Consider the following 22,288-nt stretch of genomic DNA (forward strand, 5'->3'; position numbering starts at 1 on the left):
TGACAGTGCGATTATGATTAGCTGTTGATGTATAAATTATAACATAAAGTCAATATCTGATGGTGGGAAATTAAAGACGATATGGGTAATAATGTATAGGTTGTACAGTTAAAATATAAAAAAGATATCCTCTAATCAGTGGATATCATTGAGAAAATTATTTAAGACCTAGTGCTTTTTTTGTTTTTGGTCCGACGATTCCATCAGAAGTAAGTTTTTTGGACTTTTGGAATTTCTTTACGGCTGTTTCGGTGTTTTTTCCAAATGACCCATCTACTCCTTTAGTGCTGTATCCAAGTTTAGTTAATCTTTTTTGCAGTTCGATAACCTGGGGGCCACTGCTTCCTTTCTTTAGGGTAGCGTTTGTATTTACCGGCAGGCTTACAGATCCGCTCACTTTAAATCCATTTGTGGCAGCTATGTTGGCAAATGATTTATTCGAACTGGCAATCAGGACTACAGTGTTCATTCTCACCCTATCGTAAAGCCATTGTACATCATTGTTATACATACGAATACAACCGGCACTTATATATTTCCCGATGGTTGTAGAATCATTATTGCCGTGTATTGCATACGTATTTCCTGGTGTATTCCTTGCATTGATCCCCAGCCATCTTTTACCTAGAGGGTTTTTTGGGTCTCCGCCTCTAATGTTGCCTTTATAATAGGGACGATTCACAATCTTTGTCACTACTTTAAATTTTCCTTCAGGAGTGTAGGATGCTTTCTTACCTGTCGCCACGATGAATACCCTCACCAATTTATCATTTTCGTAATAGGCAAGCTGATTATTGGCTTTATTGATGATAATCAGTTGTCTTGCTGCCGCACCTGAAGTATTACTGAACCCCAAAAAACTAAAGGCGAAAATCAATACAAATACAATTAATTTTTTCATGTTTTTCCCCGTCCCTCATTTAAGCAACCTACATTTACACATATACTATCCTATGCATGAAGTAAGGCTAAAGTGACAATTTTTAAAAATAAGGGTAGACTAATTAACTATGGGAAAGTCAAACTTAGATCCAATTTCACTTTTATGAATATCAAAAGAATGATGGGCACTATTTTTGGCCATATTACATACATTATTGAAGGGAAAGCGGAGGTGGGTAAGAATTGTCACGCCTAAAGGTGGAGGACTATCTAGAACAAGGCATCCATGGTCCAAAAGAAATCAAGGCTGGTGAACGAAGGGAATTTCTGGGCACATTACGGGAACGCGTAGTCATCGTCTTAAAAAGAAGCCAAGTCTTTGAAACGAATGTATACCCGGAGATAGAGCAAATGATGAAGCAGTATCCCCGTTCAAATTTGTTTTTAAATGGTCAGATGGACTATCAATATCTAGGAAAATATATTAAATTGGCAATGAGTCATGATATTCCTTACAAAATCGTCCTAAACAAAGATCATAACTCCGATTTGGGTCTGGTGTTAGCGGAAAGTAACGCCATAAACAAAGAAGAAATTTATATACAGAAGCAAATTCATACCCAGCAAGTCATCAAAAAGAAAAGCTTCACAGCCTTTTTTAAACGCTGTGTTAAAAAATTATTAAAAAAACGTTGATGCAACTATCAACGTTTTTAGTTTGTCTACAAAAAGGGAGGGGAATGGACTATTCCGAACCATGATAGTAAGACTAGGTTTTCCATAATGGTTTTTAATGGTTTTATGAAATAAACTGGAACTTTTTTGAAAGAAAAAACTATAGGCAAATTCTCTTTCTTAAGAGTTGGTCTACAGTCTAAAAACGAGTGCTTTTTGTTTTTATTTTTAATCGTTCTTTTAATTAAGTGTGTAGACAACTTTTCCTGTTTATGTAACCCTATTCCGTAACCTGTGAAACTTCCTGAAATTCCCTATAATCGTTTTTACTACGGAATAGGTAGGGATAGCGATTAAAATGCCAATGAATCCGTATATTGATCCAGCAGCAAGCAGCAATAGGATAATGGTAAGCGGGTGAATGTTAAGCCGTTTCCCCATAATATTCGGTGTAACCAAGTGCCCTTCGACCTGTTGAACAACAATAAGGACAATGAGTACTTTCACTGCCAGCCCAATGTCTTGCTGTAAGGCAATGAAAAGGGCGGGGATGATGCTTATTAATGGACCAAGGAATGGTACAACGGTAAAAATCATGGCGAATAAGGCCAATACGAGTGCATAATCGAGACCGATAATAAGGTAGCCAACATACATCAAAGTCCCTATCACAATTGATATGATGAATTGACCAATAATATAAGTTGAGAGGGCTTTATCGACGTCTTTTAAAATTGTGTTCCCCTCTGATTCTACATCGTTCGGTATGTATTTTAATAGAAATGGTCGTAATTTATCTCCATCCTTCAAGAAATAGAATAAAATGAATGGTGTAATGACCAATACTGTTAATACACTAGTTATCGTGGATAAAATGGTATTGAGATTCACGATGAGTTTTTCCGAATAATCTTTCAAATGCGTGACCGCTTTTTCTTTCAACTCTTCTATATTTACCATGCCAAAATCATTTTTTTCAATCATGACTTCAGATTCTTTAGAGAATTCCTTGACTTTGCTGGGGAGGTTTTCAGATAATTTTTGAAATTGGTCAACGATTACAGGACTGCCAAAGTAACCTACCATCCCAATCATACTAAATATAATCAAAAACACGGTGAAGATGCTAGCTGACCTCGGGATAAATTCTGTTAACAAGTTTACGACCGGCCGTAATATATAGTATAAAAGCCCAGCCACAATAATAGGGAAAAACATGGCAGCAATGATTTTTTGCAGCGGCAGCAGTACATAATCAATTTTACCCAGTAAAAAAATAATTAAAATGATCAAAATGATCGCGCAAGCATATTTGAAAAACGGTTTATTGATCCACAAGACAATCCCCCCTAATTCCATCTCTTACTTGATTCCCTGATTTAGCTTAATGTTAAACTAAATAACTTGATTAAAAGTTCGGTGCAAAACTTTTGGATGGATGAACGGTTGTCATTCAGCTTTTATTCAATAATGATTCAATTTTGAATCTAACTGACCACCTATTATTTATTAAATGGATGTTCGTATTTTTTAAACATTTTTGGAATTCAAATAGCTATAGCCTGAACAAACGAAGTTGATATATGGAAACAAAAACAAGACTTTCACTGTTAAAAGAAGGACATATTAAAATATATATCGGCCATTTTGACTTTAACCTGTCTTTACGTGCATAAGTCGATAATCTGAATTTATGCTCACAACTGCCCCCAGGTGTGATGACCTAATCCATATGATATTCCAATGTGCTACAGTTCAAAAAGCACCGATACGCCCATATACATACTAAAAAGGCATCATCAAGGTAAATTCCGGTTATGGAAGTTTACTCGATCATGCCTTTTTTTATAGGTTATTAAATTAGGATATCTTACTTAATGTGTTCGTTGCACCTTGTTTCTGTTCTTTTTGCATTTTTTTGATGTCCAGACGCAACCAGATGGAAATGGCGAATGCTATCGCAATTAATGCTGCAAAAACGTAGAATACCGGAATGTAACTTTTCGTACTTTCCCTGATTGCAGTAACCAACATTGGGCCGCAAACCCCGCCTAAAGACCATGTAGTTAAAAGATAACCATGGATGGCACCAATTTCCTTAGTGCCAAATAAATCCCCGGCAAATGCAGGGAGATTAGAAAATCCTCCTCCATAGCAACTAACGACCAACAAGATGAGTCCTTGGAACAATAGTGTATTTGTAGTCGTTGGAAGTAAAAGGAAGGCACCGATTTGAATGATGAAGAAAATGACGAAAACATTTGGACGGCCCATATAATCAGATGCCGCTGCCCAGCCAAGTCTTCCTCCGCCATTAAAGATTCCCATTATTCCGACTAATGTTGCTGCACCTGCCACTGACAGCCCGACAACGTCTTGAGCCATAGGAGAAGCAACCGAAATCATCATGATCCCTGCACTTGTATTGATCAATTTCATGGACCATAACATCCAGAAGTGTTTAGTTTTAACCGCTTCTTTTGCAGTTAATTGCCTTAGGTCTTTCTTCAGTTCTTTCTTACCGGACTCAATATCTTTCTTCATTCCTTCAGGCAGCCAGTCGGCTTTTGGCGGTGTAATATAGGATGCCCCTAAGAACATCAGTATGAAATAGCCTGCGCCTAAAATATAATATGTAGTATAAATACCAACGGATTCCATAAGGCTTGCAGCGACTGGGGCTGTAATGAGAGCTCCGGCACCGAAACCCAATACTGCCATTCCTGTTGCCAATCCCCTGCGATCTGGGAACCATTTGACTAAAGTGGATACTGGTGAAATGTACCCGATCCCCATACCAAGTCCACTTAACACCCCATAAGTCAATAGGTAGAGCGGAAGTGAATCGACCATTACCGCTAAACCGGAACCAGCTTGTCCTAGTCCGAATAATACAGCTGCGACCATAGCTGACTTTCGTGGTCCATTTTTTTCTACGAACTTGCCAAAGAAGGCAGCAGAAGTTCCTGCAAGCGCCATCATTATTGTGAATGCTAACGTTACTTCAGTTTCTGACCATCCCATGGTCTCGACTAATGGTTTTTTGTAAACGCTATATGCGTATGCACCGCCAATGGATAGGTGAATGGCGATAGCGGATAAAGCGATTAACCATCTGTTTTTTGTCATGTTGTTACCCCTTTTCTTCAAAAATAAGAAAGTAGCATGCGTTTTATCTATAATATAAGGTTTTGCATGCGTTTCATCTATCTTGTTGAATAAGTATATAAGAATATTATTTAGTAGTAAACTACTAAATTGAAATTCATGAAAAATTTTCCTCTGTGCTTAGAGTTGGGAAAAACACTTTATGGATTCGGATTAAAAACGTTATATATTCTAAGGATGTTAATATACATATAAGGTTTGCAGGTATTGATTTTGTGTATTATTCACGAATCTGACAAAAGTCTTTTCATTTATCGAATTTTCCTGGTTGCAAAAAGGGAAATGATTGTATTTACTCTAAAGTTGCGATGAACCAGAATTATTCTCATTGGCTTTATAGTGATTATTTTGATAAAATTAATCTAATATTCAAGACATATTAGCGTACCATTCGGAATTGATATTTTTAGTGGTTTCAGGAATAATTGATTCTTTTTTCAGGAATCATAGTCTGGAAATCAAAGAAAAACCAATTTATTTTAAAAAATTCCGAAAATTTCGTCTTAAAGGCTTGAACTATGATTCCTTATAGGAGTAAACTAATGAAAGATAGATTTTATGGAAGTGAAATCTTGTAAATTTAATCAACAAGGGGTTTTGGTAATGAAGGAACATGACATGCAAATCACGCTTAGTACAACAAAGAAAGAAAAACCACAAGCGGACCAGCTTGAGTTCGGTAAGCAGTTTACCGATCATATGTTTATTATGGATTACACACAAGGGCAAGGGTGGCATGATCCAAGAATTGTTCCTTATCAACCGCTCTCATTGGAGCCGTCAGCTATGATTTTTCACTATGGTCAATCCGTTTTTGAAGGATTGAAGGCATATGCAACACCTGAGGATGAAATTATCTTATTCCGTCCGGAAAAGAATTTCCAACGCTTAAATAGTTCGAATAGCCGATTATGCATACCGGATGTCGACGTTGATTTCGCGTTGAAGGCCTTAAAGACTTTAATTAGCGTTGATAAGGATTGGGTTCCCCAGGCAGAAGGGACATCTTTATATATCAGGCCATTCATTATAGCTACTGAGCCTTATCTTGGAGTATCTCCATCGAATAAGTATCAGTTCATCATCATCATGTCACCAGTCGGATCGTATTATAAAGAAGGCATCCATCCAGTTAAAATTGCAGTGGAGTCAGCTTTTACACGTGCAGTTAATGGAGGTACAGGTGAAGCCAAAACGGGCGGTAATTATGCATCGAGCCTAAAAGCCCAGGAAGTATCCGAAAAGATGGGTTATGCTCAAGTACTTTGGTTAGACGGAGTGGAGAAAAAATATATCGAAGAAGTTGGAAGCATGAATGTTTTCTTCAAAATTAATGGTGAAATCATCACCCCTGCTTTAAATGGAAGCATCCTTCCGGGTATTACTCGTGATTCCATTATAGAATTGCTGAAACATTGGGGTCTTCCTGTGTCGGAAAGACGCATCTCGATGGAGGAAGTCCATGAAGCCTATAAATTGGGTCACTTGGAAGAGGCCTTTGGAACGGGAACAGCCGCGGTCATATCACCAATTGGTGAATTTTTGTGGAATGGTGAAGAAATGATTGTTCAAAGCGGAGAAACGGGCGAACTTTCCAGAAAGCTTTATGATACACTGACAGGTGTCCAAACAGGTAAAGTCACAGACGAGTTGAGCTGGACTACGAAAGTTGAAGAAAAAGTGACTCAATGATACTTAAAAAAACCTTCTTTGAAGGTTTTTTTTTTGCTTTCAGATAATCATTTTGTGCCTTATGGCAACTGCGACGGCCTCGGTCCGGTGATTCACTCCCAATTTCCTGATGGCTGAAGAAATATGATCTCTGACAGTAAATTCACTAACGCTCATTTTTGGTGCCATTTGCTTTAATCCCATCCCATTCGCTAAATATTGAAGGACCTCCACTTCACGTTTGCTTAGAAGGTAAGTGGGAGGGGCGGAATCGAATGTTGAACTGACAGCCAGTTTCAAATAATGGGAAAGCTTCATTAAATCATTCTTGGTAACGGGCTCGTTGGTGTGAATGGGGTCAACCAACACTAAACCGATGGCCAAGTCATTCACAATTATCGGAATGATTGCCAATGAAGAGATGGAAAATCTTTTTACGTATTTTGCAGGGATGGAGGATTTCGCATGCTGGATGGTTAAGTATATGGGCTTGTTATGGATGACTGCTTGGTGGATTGGGTATATATCATGAATATTTTCCCTAACATTATGTAATGAAAAAGTATCTTCACTTGTACATGCACAAATTCCTTCACCCATTCCTGTTAAACATGAGTAACTGAATAAAGATGCTCGTTGAAATGAAAAAAAATCCACACAGCCCTTTACGATCATTTGTGATTTATTTGCCATATCTTTTTGTTGGGAAATCTTTTTTACATGTTTCATCAGAGTTTCCTCAAGCATTCGACTTAATTCCTCCCTACATTTTCAGTACTAGGATAAATGCTACTAATATCTTACAATATAATGAAAACTCTTACAAATTTAAAAATCCTTAGAGATTCAAAAGTTTAAAGTTCATATTTCAAGGAGGCATTACCATGAAAAGAAAGAGTTTAACGACCACAAGCAGGAGTTTTAGAGAAGATACCCTACCATTTAAACTTTACCAAAAGGCAAAGAGATTCGGTATATGGAATCCTCGAGACATTGATTTCAGCCAGGATAAAGAAGATTGGAAGTCATTTACTGACATTGAAAGGGAAGTGTTATTACGGATCATTTCCCTTTTTCAGGGCGGGGAAGAAGCCGTGACTTTGGATTTGCTGCCGCTCATAATGACAATAGCCAAAGAAGGCCGGATCGAAGAAGAAATGTACTTAACGACATTTCTGTTTGAGGAAGCGAAGCATATGGAGTTCTTTCGCTATACATTAGATCAAATTGGTGAAACGGGTGATTTGACGGTTTATCACTCAGACACTTATAAATCGATTTTTTATGAAATTTTGCCTGAAACGATGGAGAAACTTTTAACCGATCAATCACCAGAAGCCTTGGCAGAAGCAGCAACTGTTTATAATATGTTTACCGAAGGCGTTCTTGCAGAAACTGGATATTTCGGGTTCTATCAGACTCTCGAAACTAATAAAATGATGCCTGGTTTATTAAAAGGTGTGGGTTTTTTGAAGAAGGACGAATCACGCCATATTGCATATGGGACTTTCCTGCTGCAGCGAATCATCAGTGAACATCCACATATCTTTAAACAGGTTGAAAAGAGGATGGAGGAGCTTTCACCACTGGCCATCACGTTAAATACAGAGGGATATGATCGGTTAGGAAATCCCTTTGGTAATGATCAACAAGCTGTATTGAATTTTACCCTGAAACAATTATCAGTGCGGATGGAGATATTAGCCAGGGCGAAAGGGAAAGGGATTGAAGAAATCTATCAAAGCAATGAAAAGGAATATGGGGTGTTATAATGCCGAAATAAGATACAAGAGTACTGTAAGTTTACATTCGTTAATGATGGCCATTAGGAACTTGAATGCAGCGTATGAACGATCCTTAACTGCGAATATAGATTATTAATCCGAGGTGAAACGATATGAAGGTAAATGCTCATTCGAATTTTTGGTTAAGGTCTTCGGTTTACAGTGGCACTAACACTCGTTCACTCATACCGGGCCTATTCAATGGTCTTGGGGCAAGAAGGATTCTGCTCGTGAGCGATGCTGGCTTGGAAAATGCAGGCGTCGTTAAAAAAGTTGCCGAAACTTTTGAGCAGCAGAAGTTGGGTGCCGAAGCTGAAATAGTTGGACAGTTTCTGGGTGTAACACAAGACGCAGCGAGTAAATGTGTAAATGAAGCATTGAAATATGCACGCGAAGTTCATGCCGATGCCATCCTTGCCATTGGTGGAGGGAGTGTCATCGATACCGCAAAAGCATTGAAATACGGATTATATAAAGGAATTACGGATATAAACGATTCAATGCCAAGCGGTTTTCTATATGAGGGTTTTCCAAAAGCACAATCCATGAATATCCCGCATATTTCCGTAGCCACAACAGCAGGAACCGGTTCTGAAGTGTCCCCGATCGCAGTCATATATAATGAACATAAAAAAGTCAAAATGAATATATACAATGTTTTTTTAAGTTCGGATGTTGCGATTCTAGATCCAGAGTTAACAGTCGGACTGCCGTCTGGCATTACGGCGTTTACTGGTATCGATGCATTGACACATGCAATTGAAGCGATCATTTCACCTGCTGCGACATCTATAACCGATGCATATGCATATCAGGCCATTCGAGTTATTGAAAGAAATTTACCGACGGCCGTAAATGATGGAACGAATATTGAGGCTAGAATGGAAATGCTGCATGGAAGCATGATGGGAATCACTGCATTTTGTAGTGCATTGAATGCGATTCCGGTTCATAATTTTGCCCACGCATATGGGGCGTTATTCCGTATTCCGCATGGACTGGCCAATGCCGTATTATTACCGGTCGTCATGGAATCAATCCCGGATTTATATCTTCAAAAGGCCCATTTGATTGCTGAAGCCTTTAGTGTGAAAGTACAGGATGAAGATTCAAAAAGGATCTTAGCGAAAGTGGTAGAAAAGCTACGTGTTTTCCTATCTGATCTAGGGCTGCCCTCCGACTTCAGCGCCTATGGAATTAACCAGTCGGATATGGAAAGAATTCTGAAAGCAGTAATGACCGACCCAGCTGCCGCTAATTACCCGATGTCGAAGGAAGTAATAATGTCAGTTGTTTCAAGAGTTTCACCCGTAAGAATTAACTGATACTAAAAAAGCCAGCCCGTAAAGGTTGGCTTTTATTGAGTTGTAACGTGTTAAGTCCCGAATTTCACCATTCAAAAGTGCATTTCCTTATCTGATGTCTAAGAATTACAGATAGACTCTGGTTAATGTTTTTTTCCTAAGTTTTCCTGTGCCATCTTTATAAGTTCCTTGACCATGCCTCCGCCTAACTTTCCGCCTATTTTTCCATTCTGCTTGGATGTCAGTTCACCGTTATAGTCTTTTTTCAACGGTACGCCCATTTCTTTCGCTACTTCAAACTTCGCCTCTTCGGGATTCTTTGTACCAGCGATTTTGGCTTTTAAATCATCAAGGCCTTGTCGCGCTTCAGATACTAATATTCTCCTTCTCCTTGCCATTTAGCAACCTCCTCCTATTTTTTTCTTAGGTTATCCTAATGAAATGAAAATGATAAACCTGATTTGAAATTAGAAGAAGTTTTAGTTTAATTAAAGCGGGTAACATATAATAAAACGACGATTTAAGGAGAAAATGATGCTGACTGCGAATTCAAGTTTGTTAACAAAAGAAGATATGACAAATCCCGATCGAGTGCCGCAATGGCTAATCAAGGAATATCAAACATTCCAAGAAACAGTGACCGATAAAACCTTTCCTTGTTATTTTGGTATGAAAGCTGAAAATAAAGGGGAACTTCGTTATGCTTATATCACACAGGAAGATTGGTCCAATCTCCCAAAAGCAGTGGAAAGCTTTCTTGATTTATTTCAGGAACCACCATATATAAGGCATGGACTTTTCGTTTTTATGGAGCCTGATTCGATAGAGGGTGATATAGAATTTTACCGTAAAAGGTTTTGGGAGATCCTGCAATACCTGCATCAAGCGGATGAAAAACCTTGGCCAATTGAAAAGCCGAAAGATCCGGATCATTATTTATGGGACTATCATTTTGCCGGGGAACCAATCTTTGTCTTTGGTAATGCACCTGCTTATAAACAGCGGAAAACTCGCGATTTAGGAAATAGCCTCGTCCTTGGTTTCCAGCCCCGGATGATCTTTGAAGGATTGGAAGGAACGGAAAAAGGCGGAATCATGTCGCGGGAAAAGGTCCGGGAACGGGTGGAGAAATGGGATAATCTCCCGAAGCATCCTGATATCAGTCACTTTGGCGATGTAAATCATAATGAATGGAAACAATTTTTCATAGGGGATGATATAGAACCGATAAAAGGTAAGTGTCCCTTCCATCATAAACAATTAACGTAACCGTGAGCAAATTGCTCTCGGTTTTTTTGCGTTTGAAAATAAAAAACATAATCCTTGCCTTATTGAATTTTCAGTTTTATAATGTGAAAGTAGCAATTGCAGTTAATTCGAGATATATGGATTAAATGCTATTTTTATTAAATATACAAAATTAACAATTGGGGGAACGAAAATGTCTAAAGTATTGTTTGTTAAATCAAATGACCGCCCAGCGGATCAAGCAATCAGTGTTAAAATGTATGAAACGTTTTTGAACGCATATAAGGAAGCAAATAGTAGCGATGAAATAACTGAATTGGATTTATTTGAATTGAATTTGCCTTATTACGGAAATACTGCAATCACTGCCTTATTTAAACGCAATCAAGGCATGGAATTGACTGAAGAAGAAGTGGAAATTGCTGATATCGTGCAACAATACTTGAATCAATTCCTTGCTGCCGATAAAGTAGTATTTGCCTTCCCGCTATGGAACGCAACGGTTCCGGCACCATTGGTAACTTATATTTCTTATCTTGCCCAAGCGGGAACAACATTCAAATATACAGCTGAAGGCCCAGTTGGCTTAGCTGGAGATAAAAAAGTGGCTTTACTTAATGCACGCGGATCCGATTATGCATTGCCTGGAATGGAAGCTGGCGAAATGGCTGAGAAATACGTAACGATGAATCTAAACTTATGGGGCATTAAAAACCCAGAAACGGTCGTAATCGAGGGACATAATCAATACCCAGATCGCTCACAGGATATCGTTGCAGAAGGATTGGCGAAAGTTGCTGAAACTGCAGCAAAATTCTAATTTTTTAAAAGGAAAACCAGTATGTATTTTTAGCATACTGGTTTTTCTATGCAGATTTTTCTGAAAGTCGATTATAATAAAGGGTAAGCTAAAAGCATGAAAGGAAGTGCAGACGATATGCAAACGTTTAAATCGCGTGACGAATTAAAGATAGAAGAAACTTGGAATTTAAAGGATATTTACGAAGGTCAAGCTAATTGGGAAAAAGATTATCAAGAAGTCCTGAAGATGACAGAAAAATTAAAAACTTACGACGGCCATATTCAGTCAGCCCAAGATTTATTCGAGTATTTACGGTTAAGTGAGGAAGTTGGCTACATTTATAACAAGCTATATGTATTTGCCATGCTTCAAACCGATTTGGATACACGGGTCACCTCATCACAAGCATTGCTGGATCGAGCTGGTAAGTTAGGGCAGAAAATAAGTAATGCTTCCGCATTCTTCATGCCGTTTCTTCTAAGTCTGGAAGAACAAACATTAAAAGGGTACATAAAAGAAGTCGAGGGTTTGAAATATTTTGAAGAGGATTTATTGGATTCCTTCCGCTATAAAGCCCATGTATTAACGAAAGAACAAGAAGAAGTGCTTTCGCAAATAGGCGAAGCCTTTTCAGCTCCACAAAAAACGTTCGGAATGATCAACAATGCGGATATAAAATTTGGGGAAGTTACGAATGAAGACGGCGAGAGGGTAGAGCTGACGCGAGGAATGTATTCCAAATTGATTGAAGATGATGATCGGGATAAAAGAAAAGAGGCTTATTTCGCATATTATCAGCCATATGTACAATTGAAGAATACAATCGCTTCCACACTTGCAACGGCAATCAAAAATAATGTGAATCTTTCAAAGCTGAGAAATTATCCATCTGCCTTGGAAAAATCCTTATTTGGAGATCAAGTTCCAAAAGAGGTTTATGATAATTTGATTATGTCTACTAAGCAAAATATCGGACCCATGCATAAATACATTCATTTAAGAAAAAAATTGCTGGGTGTAGAAGAATTACGTGCATATGATTTAAGTGTACCATTAGTCGAAGGGGCTAAAGAGGAGATTTCTTATGATGATGGTTTTGCTTTGATGGTGGATGCACTAAAGCCGCTTGGCGAAGAGTATATCACAATCCTTAAAACCTTTAAGGAAAACAGGTATATCGACGTCAGGGAAACACCTGGAAAACGTTCAGGTGCTTACAATTTAGGACTTTATGGTGTTCACCCTTTCATCCTATTAAATCATCGTGATGATTTAGACAGTGTATTTACACTTGCACATGAATCTGGACATGGCATGCATTCATACTATAGCTCAAAATACCAACCGCAAATAAGTGCTGGGTATTCCATTTTTGTCGCTGAGGTTGCTTCCACTGTGAATGAAATCCTTTTGATTCGCCATTTAATTAAGATAACAAAAGACGTACAAAAGAAAAAACATTTACTTAACCATTTCATAGATAGTTTTAAAGGGACATTCTTCACACAAGTGATGTTTGCGGAGTTCGAAAAGATTGTACATGAAAAAGCTGAAAATGAAGAACCTCTAAATGCCGAGGTTTTTAATACAGCCTATGAATCGATATTTCGTGCATATAATGGTGATGAAATAAGTTTCGATGAAGAAGTGAAGTATGGCTGGTCACGCATCCCACACTTTTATCGTCCGTTTTATGTCTACAAATATGCTACTGGTTACGTTTCAGCCATTACGATCGCTGATAAGATCCTTTCTGGGGACAAAAAAACACTTGAAAGTTATTTGACTTTCTTGAAAAGCGGGAGTTCCGATTTCCCATTGGAGCTGCTTAAGAAAACAGGAGTAGATTTAACGAAACCTGAGCCGATCGAAAATGCAATGAAGATTTTCAGTGATCTCGTCGACCAATTCAGTGAGTTGACAGAAGGCTAATCTAAACCATTTCTTCCAAAAGAGCCCATGGTATGATGTTATAAAAAATGCTATAGTTAAAACATTGGCGTATGAAAGGCCCAATCAATAGATTGGGCCTTATTTTATATGCAAAAGAAACAGTTAATTCGCGAAAAAAGTCATGATGACAGCGTTATTTTCAACATCGGAGCCTAGCCAATGGGCCAGTTTCTTCGTACTACAATGGCATATTTTGTGAGGAAAGTGAAAAATGAATTCGACAGTTAATTATATAAAAGAATGGCAGCAGGCACTTCAACTTGAAATCCTGCATTTGAAAAAATATGGCAGCACAAAATACTTGGTTTCGAACGGCCATCTGCTTACAAGCGACGGTTCCTTCAACTATTATTTTGAAACAGGTTCATCGGTAAAAATCCCTGTCGGTTCCCTCGTTCGACTTGAATGGGGAGGGATTAAACAGGATGGAAGAATCCTCTCATCGGAAGGGAAAAGTATAATCATTGTTTTTGATCGCTCGTTAGGCGATATCATCAGTGAAGCCTTTTTATACCATGATCCCTGGGAATTGCTGGAGCAATTGATCATCCGCTTGGATGAAATCAAGAGGAGTAAAAGGAAAAGGCTTCGAATCAAGCGCCTGATGGATCCGTCCATGCCGCAAAAACATCCTTTAACTGAAAAACAAAGCAGTGTGAAAGAATTATATTCCCGCTCGAAGTTCAATCCTGTCACTTTTGTTTGGGGACCGCCTGGAACAGGAAAAACCTATACTTTGGCTCGTACAGTAGCCAATCATTATTTACAAGCTAAAAAAGTTCTGGTTTTGTCCCATAGCAACCAGGCTGTAGATGTTTTGATGGCTGAAATTTCATCATTCATTAAAAAGAAAGATCGTTTCAAAGAAGGCGATGTGCTTCGCTATGGATCTCAAATCGGTGAATCACTAGCTATCCATGATGATATTGTTACGGGGCAATTATTAGGTAAACATGAACCGACATTAATTAAAGAAAAAGAAGAACTTGGCGAAGAAAAACGTCTTTTAAAATATGATTTGGCAGGTTCCTTCAGTAAAAGGGATACAGATCATTTAATTGGGATAGAGAAAAAGCTGGCCAAAGTATTGGAGAAAATCCGCCAAAAAGAAATTCAATTCGTAAAAGAAGCAAAAGTAATCGGGACGACCTTAGCTAAAGCCGCAAATGACGAAACGGTTTATCAAAAGGAGTATGACCTGGTCATCTTGGATGAAGCGAGTATGGCTTACGTTCCTCAGGTGGCTTTTGCTGCAGCGTTAGCCAAGCATATTATCGTTTGTGGTGATTTCAAACAATTGCCGCCCATTGCTTCGGCTCGTGATTCCCTCGTGAAACTTTGGCTGAAGGAAGACATATTTCATCGGGCCGGTGTCGCCCAGTCTGTTGAAGAAGGAGAACTCCATCCACATTTATTCCTATTAAAGGAACAGCGCCGCATGCATCCGGATATTTCAGCATTCACTAATCGTGTCGTCTATAACAATTTTGTTGGCGATCATAAAAGTGTTGCGACTAGCAGGGAGGGCATAATGCTGGCGGAACCGTTTGCCAATAGGGCATCGGCACTTCTTGATACTAGCTTAGCAGGGGAATATTGCATCACTGAACGGACATCCCACTCGAGAATGAATTTATGGCAATTGCTTTTATCTTTTCAGTTGATTCATGAAGCTTATGTGGGCGGTTCAAGGTCAATTGGTTATGTCGCACCATATCGGGCTCAGGCAGAATTGATGGAAAAGCTATTGGATGACTTATATGAAAAAGAACGGCAAACTGCGGATATCATCGCTGCAACTGTACATCGTTTCCAGGGAAGTGAACGTGAGATGATGATCTTTGACACAGTAGATAGTTATCCACAAAACAGGGCTGGAATGTTATTGACAGGGAGAGAAAGTGAAAGGCTGATTAACGTGGCCATAACAAGGACGAAAGGTAAGTTCGTACATGTATGTGACACTTCGTTTGTTAACAAACACGTTTATCGCAGTAAAACACTTCGTCAGCTTGTCGATCATCAAATTCAAAATGATCAGATTGTATCAAAGAAAGACATTGGAAAATGGGTTATCCACCAGCACCCGAAATTACGATGGATGCATGCCCGTAAATTGGAGGACTTTCAGGAAGATATTGAAACTACAAAACATGATATGGTTATCGCTGTACCGGATTTGAACAGTCTGTCAGAAGAATGGCAGCAATATTTAATGAAACGGAACCCTGCAGTGAAATTGACGATCATATCAGCAAAAAGAAATCCTGATATCAACTCGGATCATTTTATTTGTTCACCTATTTCCTTTTCCTTTATCATCTTTGATCATCGAGTTATTTGGCTAGGTTTGCCCGTGGAGTCCAATAATCGGGTTCAGCCCCCATATATAGCGGCTCGTTTGGATTCAAAAATCATGGCAGATGAATTACTATCTCAATTCAAAAAAAGTGAATAGCTCGGGAAAGGCCCTTATAAGGGCTTTTCTTTTTTACATAAATCCCTAAAAAGACCTCGCTAGAATAAATGACGACCATCTGAGCCACTTGCGTCCTTAGTATATTAAACCAAACACCTCGCTAGAATATACAATTTACTTATACTCCCCAATTTGGATTCAACTCCTTATATTTTCTGCTAAAGGCTGCAAACTAAACTAACAAAGCAAGCGTTTCAGGCGACTTTCGGCTGGTTATGATTTACGATTAAGTTACGAAAGCCAAGAAAGGAGGTAACAAATTGAAATTGAGCATATTGGATCAATCCCCGATTGCATCCGGGCAATCAGCACAAGAAGCTTTGCAGGCTTCACTTCAACTAGCTCAAGAAGGAGATAGGCTGGGGTATAGCAGAATCTGGTTTACTGAACATCATGATTTGCCTGGCTTGGCCTGTTCCGTTCCAGAGGTTTTGATAAGCTATATTGGTTCACAAACAAAAAATATCCGGATTGGATCAGGGGCAGTACTGCTTCCACATTATAAGCCATACCGAATAGCAGAGACATATAATATGCTAGCCACGCTTTTTCCAGGCCGGATTGATATAGGAATGGGACGTGCTCCTGGTGGATCTGCCGAAGCAACGATGGCCTTATCCGATAATTTCCTTCAAAATGTATACAAAATGCCCGAACTTGTTCAAGAACTGTTGAATTTTCTAAGAGATGAATTTCCGAAAGAACATCCGTTTTCAAATGTCTCTGCTGCTCCTATCCCAATGGTATCCCCTGAACCATGGATATTGGGAACAAGCGGGAAAAGTGCAAAACTAGCCGCTGAGAATGGAACTGCATACGCGTTTGGGGAATTCATGAGCGAAAATGATGGCGTGCAGAGTTTTAAACAGTACCGTGAGCACTTTCAAACAAAAGGGTTGCTCAAAGCACCTAAAACGATTATTACGGTATCGGCCATTTGTGCTGAAACGGAAGAATATGCGAAAGAAATCGCCCTCAGCAACACCCTGTGGAAAATTCAAAGTGGACATGGGGAAAGAAAGCAAGTTCCAAGTATAGAAGAGGTAAGGAATCATGAATGGACTGAAAAAGAAAAAACACAGATGGATACCATGCATAAAAAACTGATTTTTGGTACCCCTTCACAAGTTAAGGATCGCCTATTGACGATTCAGGAGAAATATCAGGCAGATGAAATCATGCTGATAACCATCACTCATAAGTTGGAGGATCGGCTTAATTCGTTTCGATTGATTGCCAGGGAAATTCTTAACAGTTAATCCTTAAGCATTTTATGTGCATTTTTTGTGTATTTTCTATATGATGGCTTTGCGTCCGATTTATCATAATTGAAAGAAAGAAGATGAAGATATGAATGCTGATCAATATGCAAAAAAACTTGGCGACATTTCTTTTTCCGTTCTGGACCTGGCTTCTATTGTTGAAGGTGGTACAGTTTCGGGAGCTTTTAAAAATACAGTAGAATTAGCTAAGCATGCGGAGCAATGGAATTACAACCGTTTCTGGGTTGCAGAACATCATAGCATGCCTGGGATTGCAAGCTCTGCAACGTCAGTGCTTATAGGCTATGTTGCAGGCAGGACGGAAAGAATTCGGGTAGGTTCTGGAGGCATAATGCTACCGAATCATGCACCGCTGGTTATCGCAGAACAATTTGGAACATTGGAAGCAATGTATCCTGGCAGAATAGATTTAGGACTGGGGCGTGCTCCGGGAAGCGACCAATATACAGCCATGGCACTTCGGGGTGATGTACGTAATAACGGTCAGGATTTTCCTGAACAATTGGCGCAGCTCCGTAGCTATTTAGATGCGGATTCTAAACATAATCGTGTTCGCGCCATTCCTGGAGAAGGGCAGGACATCCCGATTTGGCTGCTTGGTTCAAGTGGGTTCAGTGCAGCATTATCAGCACAGCTGGGATTGCCATTTTCATTTGCAAGCCATTTTTCCCCTGAAAATACTCAACCAGCTTTAGCCCGCTACCGCAATAATTTCCAACCATCCGACGTTCTAGATAAACCTTATGTCATGGTTGGTATCAATGTTTTTGCAGCCGATACTACGGAAGAAGCACAAAGGATTGCTACATCATATCAACAGCAGTTCTTGAATTTGATACGGAACACACCCGGTCAACTAGCTCCTCCAGTTGATACGATGGAAGGCCTTTGGACAGAATATGAAAAAGCCATTGTCATGAAGCAGCTGAACGCTTCCATTATAGGTAATCCAAAAGAGGTAAAAGAGCAGTTGCAGGGATTTTTAAATGAAACACAGGCGGATGAAATGATTATAAACTCTGCCATTTATGATCAGGATGCACGCCTTCGTTCTTATGAAATCATTGCAGAGGTTACTGGAATGAAATAATTGTTAAAGAATGAGCTTGCAGATCCCGTGTCTGCAAGCTTTTTTATAAAAATACATACCGATTGGCTTCATAAACAAAGTTAGGAGAGAGTAATGAAACGAGAAGATCCTTTATCCCTAATATTTCACTTCACAGATAAACAAGGTGACAGCAGGCCACTATATTTTGCGAATCCGAAAAAAGTGATCACCGCCCATTCAATTGAGGATGTCCTTCCCCAATTCCAAAAAGTCCAGGAAGCGATCGAACAGGGGAATTATGCAGCGGGATATGTTTCCTATGAAGCGGCACCTGCTTTTGAACAATCCTTTAAAGTAAAAGATGGAGCCAAAATGCCATTATTATGGTTCGGGATTTTTGATAAACCGGAAGCGGAAATACCTGAAAAAATGACCGGGGCTTTTCATTTAGCTGAATGGCAATCAGAAACGGATTCAAATGCCTATCGTACCGGATTTCAAAGAATAAAATCAGAAATTAAGAAAGGAAACACATACCAAGTCAATTATACGATGCGTTTGCAATCTCAGTTCGAAGGGGATGACTTCGCTTTTTTTGAACGTTTGAAGAGAGCCCAACGCTCGAACTATAGTGCATATTTGAACGTGGGTTCACATCGAATCCTCTCGGCTTCACCCGAGTTGTTTTTTCGTTGGGAAGATGGTCAGCTGATTACTCGGCCCATGAAGGGAACGGTAAAGCGGGGAACGACACTGAAAGGGGATTGGCTTAATGCTGAATGGTTGGCAGCCTCGGAAAAGAATCAAGCTGAAAACTACATGATTGTGGACCTGCTAAGAAATGATTTGGGAATGATTGCGGAACCAGGAAGTGTCGAAGTTCCACAACTTAAGGCAATTGAAAAATATCCGACCGTTTGGCAAATGACATCCACGATTACAGCCGATACGAATCCAGGAACAACAATCATTGATATATTCAAGGCCCTTTTTCCTTGTGGATCGATAACAGGGGCACCTAAAATTAAAACGATGGAAATCATCGCTGATATCGAGAATTCACCGCGTGAAGTTTATTGCGGTGCAATCGGGTTTATCACTCCTGAATCCGAAGCCGTTTTTAATGTGCCGATTCGTACGGTCGTGATTGATAAGGAAACAGGGAAAGCCGAGTATGGGGTTGGCGGGGGGATCACTTGGGATTCCGAGTTATCGGAAGAATATGACGAAGCCTTTTTAAAAGCCAAATTATTAACGGTTGAACGGCCTGCTTACAAACTATTGGAATCGATAAAGCTCAGCGATGGCGAATATTATTTGTTGAATGATCATATCGACCGGATGAAACAATCCGCTGAGTACTTCAATTATCGATTCTCTGAAATGAATCTTAGAGATCGACTCCAAAAGTATGCGGAAATAAACCATGGGACGCTGCAAAAAGTAAGGGTACTACTACATGAAAATGGTGAAATTGAAGTCTTGGGACAAGCAATCAAGCCCCTTGATCCAGAATTCAAGGCCATACTGGCTGAAGATCCAATATCAAGGGCAAATCCATTTCTATTTCATAAGACCACCAATCGTGATGTCTATGAAGGCTTTCAAATGAATAATCCCGACTTCCAGGATGTTCTGCTTTGGAATGAAGAAGGATACATCACGGAATTCACGAACGGAAATGTAGTGGTAAGGATAAATGGTGACCTCTATACCCCTCCGGTGGAATCAGGTCTGCTTGCAGGAACATTTCGTCAAGAATTGATCAGGAAGAAGGAAATCAAGGTGAAAAACATTTCAAAGACTGACCTCAATAACGCTGAGGAAATTTGGTTCATTAATAGTGTGCGAGGGAAATTAAAAGTGAATTTAACTTTCTAAGCTGATAATTCGTAAAAAAGTGAAAATTGTAATCTTTATTACAGTTTGTTGAGTTATAGTAGATGATGAATACTACATTTCCGGGAGGGACTGCTGAGGAGATGCATAAAATCGCAGGATTATCGATTAACGAATGGAAAGCGAAAGATCCTATACTTAATAATGTGATAAAGATGAATGAAGTCTTCTGGAAGAATCCAGATTACGGTAACAAACAAGAAAATCCAATCGTCCAAGCTGAACAAGTTAAATCGGCTGAAGAAAGATTAAATAGTTTTGCCAATTATATAATTAAAGCATTTCCAGAAACTGAACCAATGGAGGGGATCATTGAATCACCTCTAGTCGAGATTCCTTTCATGCAAAAAAACTTGGAAAAATCCTATGGAACTAAAATTGCGGGAAAACTTTTGCTGAAATGTGACAGTCATTTGCCTATATCAGGTTCAATCAAGGCACGCGGAGGTATTTATGAGGTCTTAAAACGTGCTGAGGAAATAGCAATGAAGCATGGCGGTTTAAAGCGGACTGATAATTATGGAATACTTGCGAGTGATGAATATAAGGAGCTTTTTTCAAAATATTCGATTGCTGTCGGTTCAACCGGCAATTTAGGAATGAGTATTGGAATAATAAGCGCGAAGCTGGGATTTAAAGTAACGGTCCATATGTCTGCAGATGCCAAACAGTGGAAAAAAGATAAATTAACAAGTCTGGGTGTCATTGTAAAGGAATATGATGATGATTATAGTAAAGCTGTAGAAGAAGGCCGTAAAGAAGCATCACTTAATCCCGATTGCCACTTTATTGATGATGAAAATTCCATGGATCTGCTGCTAGGTTATGCGACAGCTGCAACGCGCCTGAAGAAACAATTGAAAGATATGTCCATTACCGTAGATGAAGATCATCCTTTGTTTGTGTACTTACCATGCGGAGTCGGCGGCGGGCCCGGCGGCATAACATATGGGCTCAAGTTAGCCTTTGAAGATGATGTACATTGTTTTTTTGCAGAGCCGACACATTCACCATGCATGACGCTCGGATTGATGACAGGACTTCATGACAAAGTTTCGGTTCAGGACTTTGGCATCGATAATAAGACGGAAGCGGATGGTCTTGCAGTAGGAAGGCCTTCAGGATTGGTTTCCAGTATGATGACGACCATGTTAAGCGGCAGCTATACCATAGAGGATAGAAGGTTATTCGAACTGCTCAAGGAAATGGCAGAGACGGAAGGACATTATTTAGAGCCATCTGCCTTAGCAGGAGCATTTGGTCCGATACAACTTTTGTCAGCTAAAGAAGGAAGGGAATATCTTATGGATCAAAAACTGCTGGATAAAATGAACCAGTCGACGCATGTCATCTGGGCGACCGGCGGGAGCATGGTACCAAAAGATATGATGGAACTGTATTTATCTAAAAGTTAAAAAAATCCACAAGAGTGAAATTTTAGAATGCAGGCAAACTCGTAGAAAAGGTGAGTTTGCCTGCATTATTTTTATTTGAAAAACCTCTCAGTTGTTTTCAGACGAAGCCGTTTTTCGTCCAAACCGCACTTTATTGGACCGACAACGAATTATTCGAACCCCGGAGCACACATTTTGCGGTCCGGATGATGATTCCGTTCCCTTAAGGTCGACGTCCTGCCAAATACTCCTCACCGCAAGCTTCAAGCAGGGGCTGGGCTCCAGACATTCAATCCGAATTTCATCACAAAGAAAAGTCTTGTATTAAAATCATGGTAATCATCCCGATACAATCGTGAGAGGGAATCAGGATGAGACCATTCCGAACCTCTTTTGGCATTTTCATTGAAATATCTCCTAAAGTTAAGAAATTGGGGCTCTATGAGCCACTATGTTAAGCCACTTTTGGACCTAGCCATGTCCAATTGGCCATATTCTTTAAATTAATGGCAGAGAAAGTAAGCATCGCTTGCATCGGCAATTTTTTATATCCCCTGAAAGCAGTCTTACGCATATCATACTTCTTTTGCATCTACGAATACACACTCAATCGTTTTTTATGTTTCCCATATATAGGTTTTAGATATAAAAATGACGCAGATGATCTGCATCTTCCACGATATGCGTGCCAGAAA

At 39.4% G+C, this 22,288-nt stretch carries 18 protein-coding genes; 12 read left to right on the top strand and 6 right to left on the bottom strand.

Annotated elements, in window-relative coordinates; translation table 11 throughout:
* Positions 1–157 precede the first annotated feature (157 nt).
* Positions 158–901 carry a L,D-transpeptidase family protein gene (locus ACFX4H_RS05320; protein ID WP_096339777.1) on the bottom strand — a complete coding sequence of 248 codons (744 nt, stop codon included), beginning with the start codon at positions 899–901 and terminating at the stop codon, positions 158–160.
* A gap of 224 nt (positions 902–1,125) precedes the next feature.
* On the opposite strand from ACFX4H_RS05320, the gene ACFX4H_RS05325 reads away from it, so the two are divergent.
* The gene (locus ACFX4H_RS05325; protein ID WP_034306989.1) at positions 1,126–1,578 is read left to right on the top strand and encodes a YueI family protein; all 453 of its coding nucleotides are present in this window, start codon (positions 1,126–1,128) and stop codon (positions 1,576–1,578) included.
* A 249-nt stretch (positions 1,579–1,827) separates the two neighbouring features.
* Here the strand turns inward: ACFX4H_RS05325 and ACFX4H_RS05330 are convergent, their stop codons facing one another.
* Both ACFX4H_RS05330 and ACFX4H_RS05335 read right to left on the bottom strand, forming a co-directional pair.
* Positions 1,828–2,895, bottom strand: coding sequence for an AI-2E family transporter (locus ACFX4H_RS05330; RefSeq protein WP_063591034.1), 1,068 nt, complete (start codon positions 2,893–2,895; stop codon positions 1,828–1,830).
* A 522-nt stretch (positions 2,896–3,417) separates the two neighbouring features.
* Positions 3,418–4,686 (bottom strand): L-lactate MFS transporter, encoded by a 1,269-nt coding sequence (locus tag ACFX4H_RS05335; RefSeq protein WP_377434350.1) that lies wholly within the window; start codon positions 4,684–4,686, stop codon positions 3,418–3,420.
* Between the two features lie 642 nt (positions 4,687–5,328).
* Between ACFX4H_RS05335 and ACFX4H_RS05340 the strand changes: the two genes are divergently transcribed.
* The gene (locus ACFX4H_RS05340; RefSeq protein WP_034306982.1) at positions 5,329–6,417 is read left to right on the top strand and encodes a branched-chain amino acid aminotransferase; all 1,089 of its coding nucleotides are present in this window, start codon (positions 5,329–5,331) and stop codon (positions 6,415–6,417) included.
* A 39-nt stretch (positions 6,418–6,456) separates the two neighbouring features.
* On the opposite strand, the gene ACFX4H_RS05345 is transcribed toward ACFX4H_RS05340, so the two are convergent.
* On the bottom strand, positions 6,457–7,143 hold the full coding sequence (locus tag ACFX4H_RS05345; RefSeq protein ID WP_034306979.1) for a helix-turn-helix transcriptional regulator: 687 nt from the start codon (positions 7,141–7,143) through the stop codon (positions 6,457–6,459).
* A gap of 137 nt (positions 7,144–7,280) precedes the next feature.
* Between ACFX4H_RS05345 and ACFX4H_RS05350 the strand changes: the two genes are divergently transcribed.
* A complete protein-coding gene (locus ACFX4H_RS05350) occupies positions 7,281–8,168 on the top strand; it encodes a R2-like ligand-binding oxidase (RefSeq protein WP_063591036.1) in 888 nt (295 codons plus the stop codon).
* A 125-nt stretch (positions 8,169–8,293) separates the two neighbouring features.
* Positions 8,294–9,505: an iron-containing alcohol dehydrogenase gene (locus ACFX4H_RS05355; protein WP_377434353.1), complete on the top strand. Its 1,212-nt coding sequence runs from the start codon at positions 8,294–8,296 to the stop codon at positions 9,503–9,505.
* A gap of 122 nt (positions 9,506–9,627) precedes the next feature.
* On the opposite strand, the gene ACFX4H_RS05360 is transcribed toward ACFX4H_RS05355, so the two are convergent.
* Positions 9,628–9,882 (bottom strand): alpha/beta-type small acid-soluble spore protein, encoded by a 255-nt coding sequence (locus tag ACFX4H_RS05360; RefSeq protein ID WP_098864592.1) that lies wholly within the window; start codon positions 9,880–9,882, stop codon positions 9,628–9,630.
* Between the two features lie 136 nt (positions 9,883–10,018).
* On the opposite strand from ACFX4H_RS05360, the gene ACFX4H_RS05365 reads away from it, so the two are divergent.
* From ACFX4H_RS05365 to ACFX4H_RS05400, 8 genes are all read left to right on the top strand, one after another.
* Entirely contained in the window at positions 10,019–10,753 is a 735-nt protein-coding gene (locus ACFX4H_RS05365; protein ID WP_377434742.1) for a YqcI/YcgG family protein, read from the top strand.
* A gap of 172 nt (positions 10,754–10,925) precedes the next feature.
* Entirely contained in the window at positions 10,926–11,552 is a 627-nt protein-coding gene (locus ACFX4H_RS05370; RefSeq protein WP_377434356.1) for an FMN-dependent NADH-azoreductase, read from the top strand.
* Positions 11,553–11,669: 117 nt separating this feature from the next.
* On the top strand, positions 11,670–13,466 hold the full coding sequence (pepF, locus tag ACFX4H_RS05375) for an oligoendopeptidase F (protein WP_377434359.1): 1,797 nt from the start codon (positions 11,670–11,672) through the stop codon (positions 13,464–13,466).
* 232 nt (positions 13,467–13,698) lie between these two features.
* The gene (locus ACFX4H_RS05380; RefSeq protein WP_377434361.1) at positions 13,699–15,945 is read left to right on the top strand and encodes an AAA domain-containing protein; all 2,247 of its coding nucleotides are present in this window, start codon (positions 13,699–13,701) and stop codon (positions 15,943–15,945) included.
* A 281-nt stretch (positions 15,946–16,226) separates the two neighbouring features.
* Positions 16,227–17,225 (top strand): LLM class flavin-dependent oxidoreductase, encoded by a 999-nt coding sequence (locus ACFX4H_RS05385; protein ID WP_377434364.1) that lies wholly within the window; start codon positions 16,227–16,229, stop codon positions 17,223–17,225.
* A 91-nt stretch (positions 17,226–17,316) separates the two neighbouring features.
* The gene (locus ACFX4H_RS05390) at positions 17,317–18,339 is read left to right on the top strand and encodes an LLM class flavin-dependent oxidoreductase (RefSeq protein WP_057277548.1); all 1,023 of its coding nucleotides are present in this window, start codon (positions 17,317–17,319) and stop codon (positions 18,337–18,339) included.
* 93 nt (positions 18,340–18,432) lie between these two features.
* A complete protein-coding gene (pabB, locus tag ACFX4H_RS05395; protein WP_377434366.1) occupies positions 18,433–20,181 on the top strand; it encodes an aminodeoxychorismate synthase component I in 1,749 nt (582 codons plus the stop codon).
* Positions 20,182–20,282: 101 nt separating this feature from the next.
* Positions 20,283–21,614 carry a D-serine ammonia-lyase gene (locus ACFX4H_RS05400; RefSeq protein ID WP_249597776.1) on the top strand — a complete coding sequence of 444 codons (1,332 nt, stop codon included), beginning with the start codon at positions 20,283–20,285 and terminating at the stop codon, positions 21,612–21,614.
* A 433-nt stretch (positions 21,615–22,047) separates the two neighbouring features.
* On the opposite strand, the gene ACFX4H_RS05405 is transcribed toward ACFX4H_RS05400, so the two are convergent.
* Positions 22,048–22,185: a hypothetical protein gene (locus ACFX4H_RS05405; RefSeq protein WP_377434368.1), complete on the bottom strand. Its 138-nt coding sequence runs from the start codon at positions 22,183–22,185 to the stop codon at positions 22,048–22,050.
* Positions 22,186–22,288 lie beyond the last annotated feature (103 nt).

The organism is Peribacillus sp. YIM B13477, assembly GCF_042787955.1.
GTDB lineage: Bacteria > Bacillota > Bacilli > Bacillales > DSM-1321 > Peribacillus > Peribacillus frigoritolerans.